The following is a 19,495-nucleotide window of genomic DNA, read 5'->3' on the forward strand; positions in this document are numbered from 1 at the left end:
GATTTCGTCATTAAAGGGACATTAGGGTCAGATAAAAAATTTTATCTGACCCTAATGTCGTAATACCGGTCTTAAACATTCTTAGCTATTAGATCTGCTTTTAACAATCCTCCTTTGGTGAATAATTTAGCTGAAAAGTTCGGATTTCTTTTGGATTTAACTGCATCAAATATCTGCTTAAGGCCAGCAGCTTCTAGTAAAGATATATTGATCTCTGTATCCATTTCAGCAGATTCGACAAAGTCAGTAGAAAATGATGGAGCGATAATCAGAACTTGTGCGACGCGTTTGCCTGAAGATTCACATCTATTGACGTAGGCTTTTACTTGGCGTGATGTTGTTGAGTACTTTGCAAAATCACCGCTTTTGCAGGTTTTAGCTTCACCAATGATGATGTCGTCTTCGCTTAGCGACAATATAATGTCGGCTTTATCTTTTGCTGTATTGATAGATCTTCTTAAATCTTCGTCTACATCAAGGCCAAGTTGTTCGAAGATGGCTTTAGTTACCTCTTCGAACTTAATGCCAATATCGGCTTCTGCGATTTCTATTCCCTCATTTTTTAAACCCGCAAGATCTCTTTTTGCTAACAATGCATAGTTTTCAATTAGCTTGTCGGTAGCATCGGCAAAGCTCTCCAAAATGACTAGGCGTGGATTTCCCCGCTTGCTTACACCCATACTGTCGCGAACAGATTTAATATCTTCATTGGACAGCATGTAAAGAATGTCATGGGGAGTTATGCTCAATGCCCTAAGTTTATCGACATCTAGTTCCTCATTATCTTCTATCTCAAAATCTTGGTGTAGAACTGATGTGAGGGTTGGGAAGTGAGTTTTTAAGGTTGAAAATAGATCTTTAAAACCAGTAGCACTAAGCGCATTGAATTCGTCTTCTGCAGAGGAATTTAGAGATGAAATAATTAAATCTGTTCTTTCATCAAGTGTTGTACCTATTTTATCCAAACTTAAGTCAAGGTCAGAAATAAGTGCTTTTAAACGCTCTTTTCGATCGTTAATATTTGCGTCAGGATTGTTGATGTCTTGTTGTAATACTAGAGATATAGACAATCCCATTTTTATGATTTCACTGATTTTTTCTTTTCGTTCCTTGCCTCTGATACGCTTCCCATGAGCTTTGAGAATATTTGATAACTCAGAGTCGCTTAGAGTACGTAATATACGTAGTAAATGTTTATCAGCTAATTCTTTACCCTGCATTCGGTTGAGCATTGCGACTACTTCATCGGCAATGTAAACGGTTAGGTTTTTTCTGCTTACAAAAACAAGCCCGACTTCTCGTAAAGTGTTGAGACAGTCTTGGACTCCTGTTTGAGGAATAGCATTGACTAAATGTTCAACTGCGGATTTCTGATCGGCTGTAATGTCTAATTTGTTAGCTAAAACATTTAAAATGCTTCTTTCATCATCTGTGATTTTGGCTTCTCTATTGTTCTTCTCATCATTAGTGTATGCCTCTTTAAGGCATGAATAATAGATTTCTAGACGCTTAGCTTCATTGAATTCCTCAGTATCGAGCGACTCTTTTATTAAACTATCTATTTCCTTAGCCTTAGAGTCTATTGAGGTCCATTCTTTGGAATAAAGAGCTTCAATCCATGATAGACGTGCAATGCAGTTTCCATCTCGACTGACTATATTTGTAAGTAGAGAAGCTTGTGCTCCAAGCATAGCTAGCTGTTCTTTAACACTTTTTTCAAAATAGGGAAGAACTAGCTCAAAGAGTTGAATGATTTCGCCACTAGAGGCATTTTTTATTTGTCCATCAATATTATTGACTCGCTTGGCCAACTCTTTGTCGTGGGTAATGGCCTCACTACAAACACGATCTAAGAAATTGATGAATTTTGATTTTTCAACTTGATTAACTGTAGATAGTATATTTGATAGTTTCACCTTCTCATCCTTATTAGTGGTTTAACTTGAAATTACCACCAAAAGGATAATAAATCATTGAAAATGTATTAGTAATGAAGGTGAGTTTCTATTTTTACGAGTTATTAGATTGGTGTAAATCTAAATGATAATAACTCTGTTTAGAGTAAAATTAACTAAATTGAATATGCTAAAGTCTGGCAAAACAGCGACTAAAAATAGAAGGGGAGTTTAATTTTACTCCCTCTTCACACGCTGTTATTTTTGATTGTTCGTAGGTGCTATCCTGCCCACGTGAATTAAGCTGGTTAGTTTAATTAAGGGTTTGATGATCAGCTGGGCGCTACCAACAATAAACAACCATGTACCGCTTTCGACTAATGAGTCGTTGAGGAAAAAGAAGCTTCCGATCAAGAACCAAACTGCAATTAGTACGTCATTGAATGCGCCTAGAGCTTCGTATCGGCGTTGTACGACAAAATGCTCTTGTCCGATATCTAGATCCCATTCGCTGTCTTGCTTCACGCTTTTCTCCTTTGCTGAGGTTGTCATAGGGGAGATGACGATAAAGCAAAAGGAATTGGGATTAAACCCAAAATATTGTTCAGCTAGACTTTTTTCTTGGTGATTACTTTGCTTCCTGAAAACACCACCTTTACCCAGTAGCCAGATGTGAAAGGAACCGGCTCTTCCGGCGTGGTTTGTGTTTTGTTTTATTATTCCGTATCGAAATGGGTTGAACGGATGTTTTCAAACTCGCTTTTTGCCCACTGGTAAAATGCATTCTTTCTTGAGTCATGTGTTATAGGTGTTTCGGACAACAGGTGATAGGAAGAGCCATCTTTGATAAAAGAAAAGGGAGCCATAAGTTTTTTTGCTTTAAGCTCTTCAGGACACATATAAATGGAAGTAATGGCAAAGCCTAAGTTAGATGTTGCTGCTTGTAGGCAAAGGTAGAAATGCTCAAATATCATTTCATTTTCTATTAATAGTGTCTCTTGAGGAGTGTTTGATAGCCACTTTTGCCATGCATCGAAGCGAGATTTTGTGTGCAGTATTGTCATTGGGCTTTTGCCCTTTTCATGTATTTTCCAATGATTTTCAGAGCATACGGGCCCAATCAGTTCATCACATACTTTTTCAGAAAAATAGTTTCTATTCCAAGTGAAATCATTACGACGTAGGGCTATGTCAACTCTCTCTGTGCTTAAGTCTATATCACCACCGGCAGCAAAAATTCGGATAGGTATGTCTGGATGTAATTCATGAAATTTAGGGAGGTTAGGGATAAGCCAATTCATGGTTAAGGTTGGTTCGCAGGATACGACTAAAGGTTCTTTTGAGTCAGAATAAGAAAGGTTTTTTAATGTGTTATCGAGTTCAGTGAAAATTTTAGTGCAGCACCTTTGCAGTATTTCCCCTTCTTCTGTTAGATAAATTCTTCGGCTTCTTCGTGTAAAAAGTGAAAAGTTTAAATTTTCTTCAATATTTTTGATCTGACGACTAACAGCGCTTTCTGTTAGGTTCAAGTCTAATGCCGCTTTAGAGATGCTTTCATGCTTCGCTACAACACTGAATACTTTTAATGAGTTCAGTGGAGGTGTTCTGAAGCCATTTGTCATTGCTATTTCCTCAAGTATGTATGAAATAAAAATCAATTTATTTTTATTTCATACTAATAATAATTGACGTGTATTTCAATGTCTCCATGGTGTTTTACTCGATTATAAATAAACTGCGGGTGAAATAGGATGTCAAGAAATGCTTTTTATAACTTTTAAAAATAAAAAAATGGAAATGGTATTAAAATATGAATGAAATTGTTGCTGTTATTGTAATCTCTGTTTTAGCCGTTATAAGTCCTGGAGCTGATTTTGCTATGGTAACGAGAAACAGCTTTCTTTACGGTAGAAAATCAGGCGTAATGAGTGCCTTGGGAATCTCTTTAGGGGTTCAAGTTCATGTTATCTATACGATATTTGGTATTGGACTCTTGATCTCTCAAAGCCCTTCTTTATTTATGGTTGTAAAATTTATAGGTGCGGCCTATTTGATTTATATTGGCTTTAAAACAATAAAAAGTGTAGTAGTTGGTGCTGGAAGTCAAAAAGAAATTCAGAGTTTTAATAGTTATAAATCTTTCAAAACAGGTTTTTTTACTAACGCCTTGAACCCTAAAACCATGTTTTTTGTACTTAGTGTTTTTACCCAATTTTTAAATAAGGATACTGGTTTTTTTGTTTTATGTCTTTATGGTGTTTTTATGTCGTTAGCTCATCTTATATGGTTTTGTATCGTTGCAATATTTTTCTCAACGCCAAAACTAAGAGAGGGAATGCTGAAAAAACAAAGAATCGTAAATAATTTTATCGGAGGTGTGCTGATGTTTCTAGGTGTGACTTTATTTTTCTCTCCAATGATAGGGAGTTAATCATAGTAATATAATGGGTGCTTAATACTCTAAAAAAGGTGGTAAGTAGTTATTATTAAAAAATCACTTCCAAACCGGCTTTCTCATTTCACTAACCTTGTCTGCAGCGGTGAGGCTGATGTCTTTCCGTTGCGCTTCGTTTTTGGTGGAGGCATTGTTGCCTTGACAAGGTATCGCCATGATGCGTTATGGCTTGAAGATGAGGTGAAGGTGATTGATTTGTCTTGGAAGGCGTATTTAAAGAACAACCCAGATATGGAGGAGGTTAGGCTTTAGTAGGTATTGAATACGACATTTGCTCTGTTTTTTAGGGTTCTTTTCGAGCTGAGTCGATTATTTTTAAGAAAAAAATTGATGAATTTGTTACAGTTTGGCGTTCGTTAAAAATAAGGTAGCACTTTTGTATTATGCCCATTAGAAATTTATTCGGTTCACTGCCTACATTTGCCGTTGAGCCTGACCAATTCCATGTCCTGCAATCTGCCTTTAGTTTTCGAGAATATTTATTAGAAGCGATCCAGAACGCTCAGTCTAGGATCTATCTTGTCGCGCTTTATCTGGAAGATGATGAAGCAGGCAGAGAGATTTTGACGGCGGCTTATGAAGCAAAACAACGTAACCCAAGCTTGGATATTGCTATTTGTGTTGATTGGCATCGCGCTCAGCGTGGTTTGATTGGTGCCGACAAGTCGAAAGGCAATGCGGGTATGTATCAGGCGTTTGCAGAAAAGTATGAGCATGCTGTGCCTGTTTATGGTGTGCCTGTTCGTAACCGTGAAGTGTTTGGTGTGTTGCATCTGAAAGGTTCTGTCATTGACGATACGGTGATTTATAGCGGCGCGAGTATTAATAATGTGTATCTTCACCGCCAAGATCGCTACCGTTTTGATCGTTATCATGTCATTCAGCAACAAGCTCTGGCTGATAGTATGGTGGGATTTGTCCATAATGCGATTATTTTGCAGCCTGCGGTGCATGATTTAAATCAGACAGATTTACCGACGACGAAAGACATTAAATCTGATATTCGACAGTTTCGGATTTCGTTAGGTAAGTCGTCTTACCGTGGCGAGAAACAAGCGATTAACGATCAGCATGTGGCGGTGACGCCTATGGTTGGTGTCGGGAAGCGACATAATGTGTTGAATCAAAAGATTGTGTCTCTGCTGTCTGATGCGAAACAAGAGATTGTTCTTTGTACGCCATATTTTAACCTTCCTAAAGTGGTTCTACGGGAGGTTAAGCGTGCTATTAAACGTGGTGTGAAGGTTCATGTTATTGTCGGTGACAAAACCGCCAATGATTTCTATATTCCGCCAGATCAACCGTTTAAGGCGATTGGTGGTCTGCCGTATTTGTATGAGATGAATTTGCGTCGTTTTGCTCAAGCCAATGAATCTTATATTGCGTCGGGTGGTTTATCGATTCATTTATGGAAGCACGATAGCAATAGTTATCACCTAAAAGGCCTTTGGGTGGATCGTTGTCGTATGTTGCTGACTGGCAATAATGTGAACCCACGCGCGTGGGCGTTGGATCTGGAAAATGGTTTGTTGATTGACGATCCAAAGCAACATTTGTTGGCTAAGTTTGAGGCTGAGTTTGATGGTATTCATCAGCATACCCAGCGTATTTCATCTTACGAGCAACTCGATTCTATTCATGATTATCCCGCCAAGACACAAAAACTGCTGAGAAGAATTATTCGCACCCGCGCGGATCGATTGCTTAAGCGAATTTTGTAGAAAAACTCATACCTTCATACTTATGTTAAAGCATAAAAAAAGCGAATCCGAGGATTCGCTTTTTGTGTTTTTTGGTATTGCGTTTTTTGGTGTTGCTGAGCAACTTAAAGCTATTTTTATTTCGCTTTAAGGTTTTTCTTAACAGTATTTGAATACCATTCTAAGAAGTTTATAACGCCGAATTCAAATGTTTCAGAGTAAGGGCCAGGTTGGTAACCGATAGAGTTAATACCTAGCTGGTTGCGTTCGCCAAGTACTTTGTCTTGTTCGTTAGTGGCATCCCATACTCTACGTAGTTTTTCGGTATCGTAGTCAACACCTTCTACTGCGTCTTTGTGGACGAACCATTTGGTTGTGACGATGGATTCCTGTGCTGAAACAGGTAGCACGCGGAATACGATAAAGTGGTCGGATTGCATGTGGTTCCAAGAGTTCGGCAAATGCAAGATACGCATTGAGCCTAGTTCGCGGTTTTGGATGCGTCCTAATGTTTTTTGACAGGCGGCAGAGCCATCTATCGTCATAACTTGCGTGCCTTTTTTAAGTGGCATACGCACGATACGATTGCGCTGCACTTCACCAAAGCTTTTGCTCTTATGTGGAATGCCTTCTTTGTCCCACTGCGCCGCTTGTGCGTTGTAGTGGTCGTGGAAGTCTTGTGGCGCGCGTGGGTCTTCGGTGTCGTCCCATTCTAGAAGTGTGTTCAACAGTTCTGGGTGGCTGCCTGAGCAGTGGTAGCACTCGCGGTTGTTTTCAAGCACTAGCTTCCAGTTGGCACGTTCGTACATGGTGGATTCAACAGCCAGCTTGGTGTTTTCAACATCATACGGTTCCATGTAGGCTTCGAGTGTGGCTAGGTAATCGTCAAAACCATCATCAGGCTGTGTTTTTCCTAGGCAAACATAGATGAATCCGCCACCGGTTTTGCAAAATACCGGTTTAAGGCCATGCTGCTTCAGGTCGAAATCTTTGTTCATTTCTGTGCCGGCAAACAATAGGTTGCCTTTTAGGTCGTAAGTCCATTGGTGATAAGGACAAACTAGGTTGGCGACTTTGCCTCTGTGTTCTGTGCAAAGTACTGAGCCACGGTGTCTACAAGTGTTGTGGAAAGCATTCACGTTGCCTTCAGCGTCACGCAAAATAAGCAGTGAGTTTTGCCCAACCTCGACGGTGATGTAGTCGCCTTTCTTTGGAATTTCACTGGTCATTCCAACAAATAGCCACTCTTTTTGAAAGATCTCTTCCATGTCGATTCTGAACATGTGTGGATCATTATATAGCTGAGCATCTAGTGAGTAATTGCGTGCGCGATTCTCTAGTAACTCATACATTGTCGTTTTTGCTTCGTCTAAAGAAGCATGGCGTACGTTCAGTAAATCGTGTTGATTCATCTTTCTGGACCTTCATGACAAAAAGATTGATGGGCAAATATGCGTCGTTCATTAACTACGAGGCTATAGTCGCTGAATTATCGGCCAAAAAAATGACTATTCACGACACGCGGTGATACATAAATCGACTCGCTATTGTATGTGTCATCTAGGTTTGACCTCCATGAGCAACTTATTGTCGCTTAGAGTAAACTCGCATATACAAACTGCGCCCAAAATGGCTCGAAAAGGCGTCATTCAATTTATATGTACTCGACTTTAATAAAAGAGATTTCAATATGACCAACTCTTCTTCTGCTATTGTGAATGCTGATTATTTAGCTCCGGTAAATACTCAGACTTGGGTTAATGGCCGCCATAACGTGCGTTGTGTAAAAGTGATTCATGAAACGTGGGATGTGAAAACATTCTGTTTCATGGCGCAGCAGCCTGTGATGTTTTTCTTCAAGCCAGGGCAATTTGTCACATTAGAGCTGGAAATTGAGAGTAAGCAGGTGATGCGCTCTTACACCATTTCGAGTTCGCCTTCTGTGCCATACAGCTTCTCCATTACAGTGAAGCGAGTGCCAGGTGGGGAAGTGTCTAATTGGTTGCATGACAACATGGTGATAGGCACAGAGTTGGCGGTGCATGGACCGGTTGGTCAGTTTAACTGTATTGATTACCCAGCTGATAAAGTGTTGTTGTTATCAGGTGGTGTTGGTATTACGCCTGTGATGTCGATGGCGCGTTGGTGGTTCGACACGAATGCTGATGTTGATATGACGTTTATACACAGCGCTCGTTCTCCAAGAGACGTTATTTATAGCCGAGAGCTTGACCATTTGGCGGCGCGATTAGACAACTTTGGTTTGTACTTGATCGTTGAGCGTATGGAAAACGGTTTGCCTTGGCAGGGTTACCGCGGTTATTTGGATGCGGCAAAACTGGATATGATTTCGCCTGATTTCATGGAGCGAGAGATTTTCTGTTGTGGGCCTGCGCCTTACATGAAAGCCGTGAAAGAACTTCTTATCTCCAGAGGCTTTGATATGAGCCGCTACCATGAGGAGTCTTTTGGTGCGACGCCAGCAAGTGTTGTGGAAGACGCCATCGAGCAAGCGGAAGTGGCACAGGCTGAAGCGGAAGCCGTAAATCAAGAGGATCTGGTCCGTGTTGAGTTTACTGGAAGCGGTAAGAGTATTCAGATTGGCGCAGGTGAAACCTTGCACAACGCCGCGGCGAAACTGGATCTGATGATACCTAAAGCCTGCGGTATGGGGATTTGTGGTACTTGTAAAGTATTGGTTAAAGAGGGTGAAACTCAGATGGATCACAACGGTGGTATTACCGATGAAGATATCGAAGCGGGTTATGTATTGTCTTGCTGTACCGTGCCGAAATCTGACGTTGTGCTTGAGTATTAAAATTTATTGAAAAAAAGCGTTCAATTAAAGAGCGGTCTTGTTCTATATTAGTGCATGGTGTTAGATTTTGGGTGTGAGCTAGAGTGCGTTCTGCTCTAGTTCAACTATTATTATGTGACAATAAGAATAGGACGCCTTTGATTTCGTGCCTCCTTAAAAATAATAAAAGTACTTCTTAGTGAAATTGGTTATGTTGGTCTAGTTCTTGCCTAGCATGAAGAAGCACAAAAATGAGGACTCTAATATGGTAATGGCAAATGACTCAGGTCTTGCGTTTGATGCAAGAAGCACTACAAAAGTGGGTTTTTTATTGCTCGATCATTTTACAATGATTGCGCTTGCCTCTTCGATTGAACCGCTGCGTATGGCGAATCAATTGTCGGCCGAAGAACTGTATAGTTGGAATTTAATTTCCGCGGATGGGAAGCCTGTAACTGCAAGCGATGGTTTGATCTTAACGCCAGATCTATCCATTGAAGATAACGTAGAGTTTGATCTAATTATCGTGGCGGGTGGCGTTGATATCACTAGGGCTTTTACTGCGAAGCAAGTTTCATGGCTGACGAAACAATCGCGTAAAGGTGTTAAATTAGGTGGTATTTGTACTGGGGCGTATGTGCTTGCATATGCTGGGCTTTTGAATGGTTATCAATGCAGTGTGCATTGGGAATGTTTGACTGCCTTGCAAGAAACGTTTCCTAAGGTGAATTGCAATAATAAGCTTTTCTCTATTGATAAGGATCGATTAACGTCATCAGGCGGTAGTGCGCCTATGGACATGTTTCTAAACATGATGACGAAGCAGCATGGTCCAAAATTATCTAACGCTATTTCAGATATGTTTATTTGTGATCGTATTCGTAATGAGTCTGATCAACAACGTATGCCGATGCGTCAGTTTAGTAATGTGGGTGTTTGCACTCCTAAGCTGGTGGATGTTATTGAACTGATGGAAAACAACTTAGAAGAGCCTATTGAGCTTGATGAGTTGGCTAATTTTGTCGATGTGTCTCGTCGTCAGATTGAGCGAATGTTTCACCGTCATTTGGATTGTTCGCCTTCTCGCTATTATTTGCGTTTGCGCCTTGAAAGAGCGCGTAAATTGCTTAAACAATCCAATATGTCGATTGTAGAGATTTCGATGGCATGTGGCTTTATATCCACGCCTCATTTTAGTCGCTGTTATCGTAAGCATATTGGTGTTTCACCAAGAGACGAGCGAAAAATTGCTTGGAAGGGTGAAGTGCCTGACGCGCTTCAAGTTGATAAGAACGAAGCAATTGTCTATATTCCACATGCTCATGATGCGTTAAACACTTCGCATTCTGAGCCAAGCTATGGATCTATTTCAATGTAAGTTGTGACAGATTCTATGAAGGCCCAAGTCTTAATAATATTAAGGCTTGGGCTTTTTTGTGGGCGGGAAAAGTTATTTTTTGTGGCAGTACAGCAGTATTTCCTTGTCGGTTTGGCCTTTTTGAACGCATTGCCAGTTTGGGTAGGTGGTTGCGTCTTTTTTAGCTTGAACTATGAAGAATGGGGCTTTCTGTGTTGTTAGCCAGCTGTTAGTGTCTGCTGCACGCTGTTTCGCTTTGCCTGATGAATAATACTGAGCTGAGAAAGGTCTTTTATGCAGATAAAATAAATCGCTCTGTGTGGCCTCTGGCTGCTGTTTCCAGACGGCGAGTATTTTGTCTTCTGAACGTTTCGGTACTAAGTCGAAGTGCAACGCACTAAACAGAACAATAAGCAAAATAGGGGTGATGAAGCCAATTTTATAGAACCAGCTTGGTAGCGGTTTTTTGCCTTGTAAGTAGGCGATCAGGAGCGCGGAGGCAGGCAGTGCTGGCATCACGTAACTGGCTAGAATATTACCTGAAAAGCTGAAAAGTAACATGGGCGACAGCATCCACAACATTAAAAAGCTACCAAAGCCGTCTGTACTTTGCTCTACGTCTTTGTTGTCTTTTATCGTGCGAATCCATTGCAGTATAAGTAGTGGACTCCATGGCAGCATGGCAAGAAACGCATAGAGCCAAATCGTGCCACGCGTTCTTTCATGGGCGGTGCCATAAAGATCGCCTTGCCAGCCACTAACAATGAAACGCTTAATGTGTTCGCCGACGATGAAGTAATCTAAAAAGCCCGGTGTTTTGTATTCGGCAATGGCGTACCAAGGCACAGAAATAACAAGAAAAATGAGTGTGCCGTATTCCCAAGGTAAAGCGCTCCAGAGTTTTTTCCAGCGCCCATTAGGCAGTAACCAAATGGTTAAACTGATACCAATTAATACAATGGCAAGTGGGCCTTTAGAAAGCATGCCCAGTGCCAATCCTACGAAGAACAAATACCCCCAAATTTTGCCTCTATTGTTCCAAGCTTGCCAGAAGCTGATCATGCTTAAGCAGATGGAAAAAGTGAGGGCTGTGTCGGTCATCACAGCACCACTTAAGATGATAAAAGAAATCGTAGAAGCGAGAATACTGGCCGCAAACACACCTAAGACAGAGGATTGGAAATGATCTTTTGCCAGACTGTAGACTAACCAAATAATGCCTAGGCCAACGATAAGGTGCGGCACACGTGCTGCAAATTCATTGACGCCAAAGAGTTCAAATCCAAGACCGCTTAGCCAAGTGAAAATAGGGGGCTTTCCCCAAAATGGCACATTGTAGTCAAACATCGGTGTTATCCAGTTGCCTGTCTCAAACATGATGCGTGCCATTTCGCCATAGCGGGCTTCTGTTGTGTCCATCAATGGGTAAAGTGAGAGAGAAATAAGACGCAGTATTAAGCAGCTGAAGAGCAGAATAAATAGCGTTTTATGGGATGGTAGTTGGGTTGTTATTTTTGGCATTATTCTGCGTCCACTGGGTGAAAAGTTGGTTGTTTTGTGGTGTCTTCCATGAGGACATAGAGCGGACGTTGTTTGGATTCAATGAACAGTCGTCCGACGTATTCCCCTAATACGCCAATTGAGAGAAGCTGAAAGCCGCCTAAAAATAAAATGATCAACATGGTTGAGGGGTAACCTGCTACCGGATCGCCCCAGACGATGGTTTTGGTGAAAACCACCAATGCCATTATGAAGGCAATCGCAGAGGTGGTGATTCCTGCCATGGTGGCCCAACGAAGAGGTTTGGTGCTAAAGGAAGTGATGCCTTCTAGCGCCAAATGAATAAGTTTTGCGTAGTTCCATTTGGTATTGCCGGCCAGGCGAGGGTCACGGTCAAAGGTAAGTATTTTACGGTGGAAGCCAGGCCAAGCTAATAAACCTTTCATAAAACGCGTTCGTTCAGGCAAGGTGTTAATGACCTTCACGACTTTTTGATCCATTAGACGGAAGTCGCCAACGTTTTCAGTGATTTGGTGGTCACTTACTTTCGACATAAAGCGATAAAAGCAATGAGCCGTGGTGCGTTTGAGCCAGCTTTCGCCATGGCGCTCGCGACGTTGCATCTCGACGATCTGCGCGCCATTTTTCCATGCTTCTACCATTTCTGGAATGTATTCAGGTGGGTCTTGTAGGTCTGCATCTAGTAAGATAATGCAACGCCCCGTAGAGGCTTTCATGCCAGCGCTCATGGCGGCTTCTTTGCCGAAGTTCCGGCTTAGGCGTAAGCAGCGTATTTGGTGTAATGGGTGGGTGAACGTATTGACTAATGCCCAGCTGTCGTCTTGACTGCCATCATCAATATAGAGAATCTCACAGTGTTGATGGAGTTGGGATAGGGCGTCACAAACTCGTTGTTGGCAAACGCTGAGAACATCTGCTTCATTTAAAAATGGAATAATCACCGTCACCAAAGGTTGAGCTTTTGTGGCGGGCTCTGTTTGCGCGTATTGTCTATAAGGAATGGCTTTCATTGAATTCTCCAATAAGGGGAAGTGCGATGAAGGCATAATAAAGATAGCTGGGTCGCAAAAAGGTGATTCACTTTTTTTTCATGTCACTGTGTGACAATACGTGTCATAAAATGGTGTTACCTATCTTCTTTACTGACTGCTGAGACGACGATGAAACTACTCTTAATAGAAGACCATAAAGACATTGCAGGGGTGATCTTTGATTATTTCGAAATCAAAGGTTATGTCTTGGACTATGCAAACAATGGCTTGCAAGGGTACGAGTTAGCAAAAACGGAACATTATGATGTGATTATTTTAGACATCATGCTGCCCAAAATGGATGGATTAACCGTCTGTAAATCTTTGCGTGAGGCGGGTATTGATACACCAATTTTAATGCTTACCGCGCGTGACACGAAAGACGATATCTTGACGGGCTTTGACCATCTGGCGGACGACTATTTAGTCAAACCGTTTGATTTGGAAATTTTGGATTCTCGGTTGCAGGCTTTAGTTAGACGACGCAAAGGCAGTGTAGCGAACAAAACCCTGACCTTTGGGCGTTTATCTTTGGATATGAATACCCGAGTTTTGCAAAGAGAGGGTGGGCGCTATTCATTAAACCCATCTCAGTACACTATTTTAAAATGTCTTATGCAAAAAGCCCCAGAAGTGGTGTCCAAAGACGAAATTTGCGATGCCTTGTGGGGTGATGAAGAGCCAGACAGCAAAGTGTTACGCAGTCACATTTATCAGTTACGTAGCTTGGTCGATCGGCCTTTTGAACATGCCTATCTAAGAACCGTTTCTAAAGTCGGATATCGACTTGTTGCTGAAGGTGATGAATGAAGCAATTTAAAACCGCAAAACAGTTAACCTTCACCTATTTTTCTATTGTGGCCTTTGCGATTATTGCCTTCCATTTTTCTATGTTTACTTCAATGATAGAAAACATAGAAATGATCTATGCCGAAAATCGTATGTTGAAAGATAAAAACACCGCAGTGTCTATGTTAAATGGTAAGGAATTAACCCATGTGTCGGTTCCGCCTTTTTCTGAGGTGTATGTTGGCAAGGAAAATTTGCCACCGGGAATTGTGTTGGTGAAAGGCATGGTGAATGACAAACCCTTTGAGCTGGATGAAGCCTCAGATACGAGCTTAGAGATGTTTGCTATGCGTTCGCAGGTGATGCTTAACGGTGAAATGAAAGAAATTTATGTTATTCACTATGATGAAATTTATGAAACTTCTGAAGCGCAAATGTTCGAAACGCAAAGCACTCAATTGATCTTGTCGTTGTTATTGTTAGCTGTCAGTTTGTGGGTGGTGATGCGGATTTCTGGTCGTTTGACTAAACCACTAGCGCAGCTGACGCAAAGTCTTGGTGCGCGCAGTCCTGCGAATTTGTCGGCCATCGAATTGCCAGAAGGGGCTGCAACAAGGGAAATACGCCAGTTGGTTGATCGTTTAAACAGTTATCAGAATCAAATACGTGATTTGATCGAAAGAGAGCGAGCCTTTAACCGCTATGCCAGTCATGAATTACGCACACCACTTATGGTGATAAAAGGCGTAACGACGCTTCTGGGGAAATCGGATTCAAAAGCGTTTTTAGAAAGGCAGCGAGTGCGAATGGTTCAGGCTTGCCAAGAGATGGAAGATTACATCACGACCTTGTTGTCTCTGACCCGAGAGGAAGATGTAGAGGGGATTACTTCACGCGTTGTGCAGCCGAGTGAGTATGACGACATTCGACAAATGCATTTAGGCTATTTGGCAGATAGGCCGGTAACGGTTGATATTATCAGCAAAGGTCAAATTACGACGAAGTTGCCTGTTCCGACTTTTCATATTTTGGTGGGCAACTTACTAAAAAATGCCATGGCCTGTACCGAAGAAGGCTTCGTTAATATTGTTATATCAGAAAATGAGTTGTCGATTATTGATAGTGGCTGCGGATTGAGTGGCAAACCTGGTGGCGAGGGTTATGGTTTAGGCTTGATGATAGTGCGAGATATTTGTGCGAAATACGATTGTTCGTTTTCATTGGTCGATAATGATAATGGCGGTTGTCGAGCGACGGTGGTGTTTCCTCGTTCTGAGTAATAGATTTAAATTGTTAATGGGTTAGATTCAATATCAGCATAAAACAATCGACTTTTTTGATGTTATTATCTCTCGTATATTGATACTGATGTTTGATGGAGAACATTCTATGAGCTCAACTATTTTAAAGCGAATTCCGTTGCAAATGTTCTGGCCGACCTTTGATCCTTTTTTGTTTTGTGCTTTTCACAATGATACTTACCCTAAAGCCAATGGTTCTATGGGCCCAGATGCGCCGTTAAACAATCGCCCGCTGGGGCAAGACTTTGGTGGTATTGATGGTTGGCGTATGTACCATGGGAGAAGTATTCCTGGATTCCCTGCTCACCCGCATCGTGGTTTCGAAACCGTCACTATTGTAAACAAAGGCTTTGTTGATCATGCCGACTCGATTGGTGCGGCTGGACGTTATGGCGAAGGCGATACCCAGTGGATGACCGCAGGAGAAGGTGTTCAGCATTCAGAAATGTTTCCTTTGCTGAACGAAGAAGGCCTTAATCCATTGGAGCTTTTTCAAATCTGGTTGAATCTACCAAGCAAAAACAAGATGGTGCCGCCTCATTTCGCAATGCTTTGGAATGAAGATACGCCTGTAGTGAGTGTCGCGGATGCCAATGGTTTGAATACTCAGGTTAAAGTGGTGGCAGGTTCGTTTCAGAATGTCGATCCTTCGCCTTGTCCTCCAGATTCATGGGCAGCGGATAGCAATAACGATGTGGCGATTTGGCTGATCGATTTACCAGAAAACGGTGAATGGACGCTGCCAGCAGCGTCTGCGAAGCTGAGCCGCACGCTTTACTTCTTTGAGGGCGAAAAGGTGACACTGGATGACACGACTGCTTCTATCAACGAAGCGTTTGTTTTGAAAAGCGATGCGCCTTTAGTGCTTAAAAACAAAGGTAAGAAAGCGCGTTTCTTGTTGTTGCAAGGTCGTCCAATTGGTGAGCCAGTGGAACAGCATGGTCCATTTGTGATGAATACAAGAGCCGAGTTGCAGCAAGCTTTTAGTGACTATCAGCGTACGCAATTTGGCGGCTGGCCTTGGCCACGTCATGACCAAGTGCATGATAAAGCGAAAGGACGATTTGCTGATCACGGTAATAGCAAAGTCTAAGCGACTAGTACTCATGGCCTTTGCGGTTTAATGCTTTGCAGGGGAAAAGACCCAAAAGCGAGAGAAAGCGTAATTGAGGAATAAACCCACTAGTATGCCAGGTATCATTGCCAGATAAGGCCACAAGAGACTAAACGTTGGATTGTGCAGTGCTGGTGGTTGTGACATGAGTATTAGGTAGCAGCCCCAATTAGGTACAAAGGCTACAACAGAGCCGCCGAGAAATTGCGTTAACTGCAATACGGCGGCTTTTTTGTTTGTGTTGTCTGTGTTTACATCGCTGAAAGTTATGCTGCGATTCCACCACCAGTTTGAGCTTGCGGCGATCCAAAAGGCAATGCCTCGTGCGACTGCCGGAGGTAGCCAGATAGCCAGCAGTAGCATGCTGCTAAGGTCGACTAAGAAGCCAATGCCGCCCACAATGGCGAAGCGTACAAATGTATGTTTAAAAATGTGTCTCATGGTGGCATTCTAAATACAGTTACATCAAAAAAAGATGAAACGCTTGTTATCGTCGCTTTTAACATTCCTGAAATAGAAGGATCGAACATGAAAATACTTGCATTTGGTGCTAGCTCAAGTCGCCAGTCAATTAATAAGGCTTTGGCCAGTTATACTGCAAATCTCGTTGAGGGGGCGGAAGTAACTCTGCTTGATCTGAACGATTTTGAAATGCCGCTTTTTAGTGAAGACTTCGAAAAAGAATTTGGTGTTCCGGCTAAAGCGCAGATCTTTGTCGATGCCATTGCTCAAGCGGATGCGATCGTTGCCTCTTTTGCCGAACATAATGGTACTTATTCCGCGGCCTATAAGAATATCTTTGATTGGGCGTCTCGTATTGAAAAAGCGGTTTTTCAAAATAAGCCGATTGCGGTGCTTTCCACATCACCTGGCCCTGGTGGTGCGAGCAGTGTGCTTGCTCAAACGGTGAACAGCATGCCATTTTTCAAGGGTAATGTTGTTGGTAGTTTAAGTGTGCCTAACTTTTATGATGTGATGAAAGACGGTGAAATTGTTGACGAGTCTGTTAAACAGGCGCTGTCGGGTATTGCTGCAAAGTTTTAAGCTGTTGCTCTGAAATTTTTAGTTAAATATAAGGAAACCAGATGAAGGAATCTCGTATCTGTGAATGGTTGGGAATAGATTCTCCCATTATTCAGGCGCCTATGGCGGGCGTTCAAGACAGCGCTTTAGCTATTGCTGTATCGAAAGCGGGTGGCTTGGGCTCTTTGCCTTGCGCTATGTTGAGCGTGGACGATATTGCTCATCAGGTTTCTTTAATTAAAGCGGCTACGGCTAAACCTTATAACCTGAATTTTTTCTGTCATAAAACAGCAGAATACGACGAACAAAAACATCAGCAATGGCGGGCTTTATTGAAACACTACTTTGACGAGTTTTCTGGTCAATATGATGAGTCAGTAAAGGCGGCTTCGCGTATGCCTTTTAGTCATGATATTGCTGATGCGATAGAGGCGTTTGCTCCACCTGTTATTAGTTTTCACTTTGGCTTGCCTGATCCGGACTTGCTGGCTCGAATTAAGCGCTGGGGGACGAAGGTGTTGTCTTCGGCAACGACGTTGGAAGAGGCTATTTGGCTGGAAGAGAATGGCGCCGATGGTGTTATTGCACAGGGTGTTGAAGCGGGTGGACATCGTGGCATGTTTCTTTCGAACGATGTTTCTACGCAGGTTGGGCTGTTTTCGTTATTGCCTCAGATTGTGAATCGAGTCGCTATCCCTGTTGTTGCGGCTGGTGGTGTTTGTGATGCTCGCAGCATTAATGGTGCATTGGCACTTGGTGCTGGGGCGGTGCAAATAGGAACGTCCTATTTGTTGTGTGATGAAGCTAAAACATCGGCGTTGCATCGCGCAGCATTAAAAAGCCAAAAAGCTCACCATACCGCATTAACCAATGTATTTACGGGACGACCAGCAAGAGGAATCGCTAACCGAGTTATGAAAGACCTTGGTTATATGAATGATAATGTTCCTGAGTTTCCACATGCCTCAATGGAAATGGCGCAGTTAAAAGCTCTGGCAGAGAAGCATGGTTCGGATGGCTTTTCTTCTTTGTGGAGTGGTCAGAATGTGTCAGGTTGCAAAGAAATATCGGCTTTTGAATTAACTAAGCAATTTGCCGATGTTTGTTGAGTTACCTTATAAAGCATTCCTTTATGGAATCTAAAATATAAGATTTATTCCTTTTACAAATACTTCTCTTAACCTCATGCTAGCGCCTTTGAATCGAATTTAAGGCGTTGATATGTGGATCTTCATTACTCTGTTTGCGGCTGGTTGTCAGTCTATTCGAACGGCGTATCAAAATACTCTGGCTCGTGAAGCGGGCTTTTTGCATGCCACCATGTCGCGTTCTTTGTATGGCTTGCCTTTAGTTTCCCTGTATCTTGCTGTGTGTTGGTATCTGTTTGGTGGGGTGTCAGTTGATAATAATCCGCGCTTCTTTGTTGCGGCGAGTGTGTGTGCTATTGCGCAAATGATGGCGACGTATTTTATGTTGCGAGCTTTTCAGTCTGGCAGCTTTGCGCTGGGGACTTTGTTGGCGAAAACGGAAGCGGTGTTGGCCGCTTTGATTGGTTTGCCCTTGCTGCATTACACGTTAACGATTGGTTCCTGGGTTGGCATTTTTTTAGGGGTGCTGGGTGCGGTTGTAATGAGTGTAAAGTGGCAGAATATTAAGCGAGCTCATAAAGACATATCTTTGTTGTTGGGCTTGGCGAGTGGTTTCTGTTTCGCCGTTACGTCTGTTGCGGCATCGATGGCCAGCCATTCGTTCTCTGGCTCTTTGATAACCAGTGCGGGTGTGACGCTTTGGTATGTTTTGGCCATGCAGTCTCTTATTTTATGTGGTCTTCAAATTTATAGGAGTCGAGATCTGTTAGCACCATTTAAAAATGAATTGGCGTTAAGCTGTAAAGTGGGTGTGCTAAGCTCATTAGGTTCTATTGGTTGGTTTACCGGCTTTGCTTTGGTGAATCCGGCCTTGGTAAAAACGTTAGGGCAAATTGAAATCATTGGAACCTTGTATTATTCGAAGGTGCGCTTCGCTGAAAAACTCACGAAACAACAGTGGATTGGCGGTGCTCTTATTGTAATGAGTGTTATCTTGGTTGTGACATCGACCGTTAAGTGAGTGTGTATGGAATCGAATAAAATCAATTACGTTGAATTGCCAGCGCGTGACTTGGCGTTAAATAAGGCTTTTTTTACTCAGGTGTTTGGCTGGGGGTTTAAAGACTATGGGCCAGAATATTCAGCATTTGAAAATGCAGGATTGGATGGCGGTTTTTTTCAGGCAAACTTTTGTTCAAGGCCTCAAAATGGCGCGGCGCTGATTATCTTATACAGTCATGAACTCGAAGTGGTATTTGAAAAAGTACAAGCGGCGGGTGGAACGATTGAACAAGTAATTTTTGACTTCCCAGGTGGTCGTCGTTTTCACTTTCTGGATCCGTGTGGTAACGAATGGGCGGTATGGAGTGAGCCTAACAACTAGACATTAAAGGCCTTTGCATCGCTTAACGTAAAGGCCTTTA

The 19,495-nt window shown here is 42.3% G+C and carries 18 protein-coding genes; 11 read left to right on the top strand and 7 right to left on the bottom strand.

Annotated elements, in window-relative coordinates:
- Positions 1–71: 71 nt before the first annotated feature.
- The 3 genes from DFP75_RS02125 to DFP75_RS02135 all read right to left on the bottom strand — a co-directional run bounded on the left by DFP75_RS02125 (position 72) and on the right by DFP75_RS02135 (position 3,517).
- On the bottom strand, positions 72–1,916 hold the full coding sequence (locus DFP75_RS02125; RefSeq protein WP_110571849.1) for a hypothetical protein: 1,845 nt from the start codon (positions 1,914–1,916) through the stop codon (positions 72–74).
- 237 nt (positions 1,917–2,153) lie between these two features.
- On the bottom strand, positions 2,154–2,420 hold the full coding sequence (locus DFP75_RS02130) for a YrhK family protein (protein WP_220032609.1): 267 nt from the start codon (positions 2,418–2,420) through the stop codon (positions 2,154–2,156).
- A 191-nt stretch (positions 2,421–2,611) separates the two neighbouring features.
- Complete coding sequence (locus tag DFP75_RS02135) at positions 2,612–3,517, bottom strand: LysR family transcriptional regulator (protein ID WP_110571851.1); 906 nt, start codon at positions 3,515–3,517, stop codon at positions 2,612–2,614.
- 188 nt (positions 3,518–3,705) lie between these two features.
- Here DFP75_RS02135 and DFP75_RS02140 point away from each other — a divergent pair, with 188 nt between their 5' ends.
- Both DFP75_RS02140 and pssA read left to right on the top strand, forming a co-directional pair.
- Positions 3,706–4,326 carry a LysE family translocator gene (locus tag DFP75_RS02140; RefSeq protein WP_110571852.1) on the top strand — a complete coding sequence of 207 codons (621 nt, stop codon included), beginning with the start codon at positions 3,706–3,708 and terminating at the stop codon, positions 4,324–4,326.
- A 407-nt stretch (positions 4,327–4,733) separates the two neighbouring features.
- A complete protein-coding gene (gene pssA / locus DFP75_RS02145; RefSeq protein WP_110571853.1) occupies positions 4,734–6,071 on the top strand; it encodes a CDP-diacylglycerol--serine O-phosphatidyltransferase in 1,338 nt (445 codons plus the stop codon).
- A gap of 116 nt (positions 6,072–6,187) precedes the next feature.
- Here pssA and DFP75_RS02150 read toward each other — a convergent pair whose 3' ends face one another.
- Complete coding sequence (locus tag DFP75_RS02150) at positions 6,188–7,462, bottom strand: aromatic ring-hydroxylating oxygenase subunit alpha (RefSeq protein ID WP_110571854.1); 1,275 nt, start codon at positions 7,460–7,462, stop codon at positions 6,188–6,190.
- A 278-nt stretch (positions 7,463–7,740) separates the two neighbouring features.
- On the opposite strand from DFP75_RS02150, the gene DFP75_RS02155 reads away from it, so the two are divergent.
- Both DFP75_RS02155 and gbdR read left to right on the top strand, forming a co-directional pair.
- Positions 7,741–8,868, top strand: a complete 1,128-nt coding sequence (locus DFP75_RS02155) for an FAD-binding oxidoreductase (RefSeq protein ID WP_281270034.1) — start codon at positions 7,741–7,743, stop codon at positions 8,866–8,868.
- Between the two features lie 244 nt (positions 8,869–9,112).
- A complete protein-coding gene (gbdR, locus tag DFP75_RS02160; protein WP_425451211.1) occupies positions 9,113–10,225 on the top strand; it encodes a choline metabolism transcriptional regulator GbdR in 1,113 nt (370 codons plus the stop codon).
- 72 nt (positions 10,226–10,297) lie between these two features.
- On the opposite strand, the gene DFP75_RS02165 is transcribed toward gbdR, so the two are convergent.
- Together DFP75_RS02165 and DFP75_RS02170 are read right to left on the bottom strand one after the other, a co-directional pair.
- Positions 10,298–11,725, bottom strand: a complete 1,428-nt coding sequence (locus DFP75_RS02165; RefSeq protein WP_110571855.1) for an ArnT family glycosyltransferase — start codon at positions 11,723–11,725, stop codon at positions 10,298–10,300.
- Positions 11,725–12,735: a glycosyltransferase family 2 protein gene (locus DFP75_RS02170; RefSeq protein ID WP_110571856.1), complete on the bottom strand. Its 1,011-nt coding sequence runs from the start codon at positions 12,733–12,735 to the stop codon at positions 11,725–11,727. Before DFP75_RS02170 ends, DFP75_RS02165 begins: the two co-directional genes overlap by 1 nt.
- A 150-nt stretch (positions 12,736–12,885) precedes the next feature.
- Here DFP75_RS02170 and DFP75_RS02175 point away from each other — a divergent pair, with 150 nt between their 5' ends.
- From DFP75_RS02175 to DFP75_RS02185, 3 genes are all read left to right on the top strand, one after another.
- Positions 12,886–13,566, top strand: coding sequence for a response regulator transcription factor (locus tag DFP75_RS02175; RefSeq protein ID WP_110571857.1), 681 nt, complete (start codon positions 12,886–12,888; stop codon positions 13,564–13,566).
- Positions 13,563–14,825: a sensor histidine kinase gene (locus DFP75_RS02180; protein WP_110571858.1), complete on the top strand. Its 1,263-nt coding sequence runs from the start codon at positions 13,563–13,565 to the stop codon at positions 14,823–14,825. The genes DFP75_RS02175 and DFP75_RS02180 overlap by 4 nt, the downstream gene beginning before the upstream one ends.
- 109 nt (positions 14,826–14,934) lie before the next feature.
- On the top strand, positions 14,935–15,939 hold the full coding sequence (locus DFP75_RS02185; RefSeq protein ID WP_110571859.1) for a pirin family protein: 1,005 nt from the start codon (positions 14,935–14,937) through the stop codon (positions 15,937–15,939).
- 27 nt (positions 15,940–15,966) lie between these two features.
- Here the strand turns inward: DFP75_RS02185 and DFP75_RS02190 are convergent, their stop codons facing one another.
- The gene (locus DFP75_RS02190) at positions 15,967–16,401 is read right to left on the bottom strand and encodes a GtrA family protein (protein ID WP_110571860.1); all 435 of its coding nucleotides are present in this window, start codon (positions 16,399–16,401) and stop codon (positions 15,967–15,969) included.
- Between the two features lie 87 nt (positions 16,402–16,488).
- Between DFP75_RS02190 and DFP75_RS02195 the strand changes: the two genes are divergently transcribed.
- The 4 genes from DFP75_RS02195 (at position 16,489) to DFP75_RS02210 (ending at position 19,455) form a co-directional block, all read left to right on the top strand.
- Positions 16,489–17,004 (top strand): NADPH-dependent FMN reductase, encoded by a 516-nt coding sequence (locus tag DFP75_RS02195; protein ID WP_110571861.1) that lies wholly within the window; start codon positions 16,489–16,491, stop codon positions 17,002–17,004.
- A gap of 41 nt (positions 17,005–17,045) precedes the next feature.
- Entirely contained in the window at positions 17,046–18,092 is a 1,047-nt protein-coding gene (locus DFP75_RS02200; protein ID WP_110571862.1) for an NAD(P)H-dependent flavin oxidoreductase, read from the top strand.
- A gap of 112 nt (positions 18,093–18,204) precedes the next feature.
- On the top strand, positions 18,205–19,092 hold the full coding sequence (locus DFP75_RS02205; protein WP_110571863.1) for a DMT family transporter: 888 nt from the start codon (positions 18,205–18,207) through the stop codon (positions 19,090–19,092).
- 6 nt (positions 19,093–19,098) lie between these two features.
- Positions 19,099–19,455, top strand: a complete 357-nt coding sequence (locus DFP75_RS02210) for a VOC family protein (protein ID WP_110571864.1) — start codon at positions 19,099–19,101, stop codon at positions 19,453–19,455.
- Positions 19,456–19,495: the final 40 nt, after the last annotated feature.

Source organism: Marinomonas alcarazii, assembly GCF_003208215.1.
In the GTDB taxonomy this organism is placed as follows: Bacteria; Pseudomonadota; Gammaproteobacteria; order Pseudomonadales; family Marinomonadaceae; genus Marinomonas; species Marinomonas alcarazii.

What these genes read in the sequence shown, in the direction of transcription:
- DFP75_RS02135 (WP_110571851.1), bottom strand. Translation starts at nt 3,517, where the DNA reads ATGACAAATGGCTTCAGAACACCTCCACTGAACTCATTAAAAGTATTC.
- DFP75_RS02140 (WP_110571852.1), top strand. Translation starts at nt 3,706, where the DNA reads ATGAATGAAATTGTTGCTGTTATTGTAATCTCTGTTTTAGCCGTTATA.
- pssA (WP_110571853.1), top strand. Translation starts at nt 4,734, where the DNA reads ATGCCCATTAGAAATTTATTCGGTTCACTGCCTACATTTGCCGTTGAG.
- DFP75_RS02150 (WP_110571854.1), bottom strand. Translation starts at nt 7,462, where the DNA reads ATGAATCAACACGATTTACTGAACGTACGCCATGCTTCTTTAGACGAA.
- DFP75_RS02155 (WP_281270034.1), top strand. Translation starts at nt 7,741, where the DNA reads ATGACCAACTCTTCTTCTGCTATTGTGAATGCTGATTATTTAGCTCCG.
- gbdR (WP_425451211.1), top strand. Translation starts at nt 9,113, where the DNA reads ATGGTAATGGCAAATGACTCAGGTCTTGCGTTTGATGCAAGAAGCACT.
- DFP75_RS02165 (WP_110571855.1), bottom strand. Translation starts at nt 11,725, where the DNA reads ATGCCAAAAATAACAACCCAACTACCATCCCATAAAACGCTATTTATT.
- DFP75_RS02170 (WP_110571856.1), bottom strand. Translation starts at nt 12,735, where the DNA reads ATGAAAGCCATTCCTTATAGACAATACGCGCAAACAGAGCCCGCCACA.
- DFP75_RS02175 (WP_110571857.1), top strand. Translation starts at nt 12,886, where the DNA reads ATGAAACTACTCTTAATAGAAGACCATAAAGACATTGCAGGGGTGATC.
- DFP75_RS02180 (WP_110571858.1), top strand. Translation starts at nt 13,563, where the DNA reads ATGAAGCAATTTAAAACCGCAAAACAGTTAACCTTCACCTATTTTTCT.
- DFP75_RS02185 (WP_110571859.1), top strand. Translation starts at nt 14,935, where the DNA reads ATGAGCTCAACTATTTTAAAGCGAATTCCGTTGCAAATGTTCTGGCCG.
- DFP75_RS02190 (WP_110571860.1), bottom strand. Translation starts at nt 16,401, where the DNA reads ATGAGACACATTTTTAAACATACATTTGTACGCTTCGCCATTGTGGGC.
- DFP75_RS02195 (WP_110571861.1), top strand. Translation starts at nt 16,489, where the DNA reads ATGAAAATACTTGCATTTGGTGCTAGCTCAAGTCGCCAGTCAATTAAT.
- DFP75_RS02200 (WP_110571862.1), top strand. Translation starts at nt 17,046, where the DNA reads ATGAAGGAATCTCGTATCTGTGAATGGTTGGGAATAGATTCTCCCATT.
- DFP75_RS02205 (WP_110571863.1), top strand. Translation starts at nt 18,205, where the DNA reads ATGTGGATCTTCATTACTCTGTTTGCGGCTGGTTGTCAGTCTATTCGA.
- DFP75_RS02210 (WP_110571864.1), top strand. Translation starts at nt 19,099, where the DNA reads ATGGAATCGAATAAAATCAATTACGTTGAATTGCCAGCGCGTGACTTG.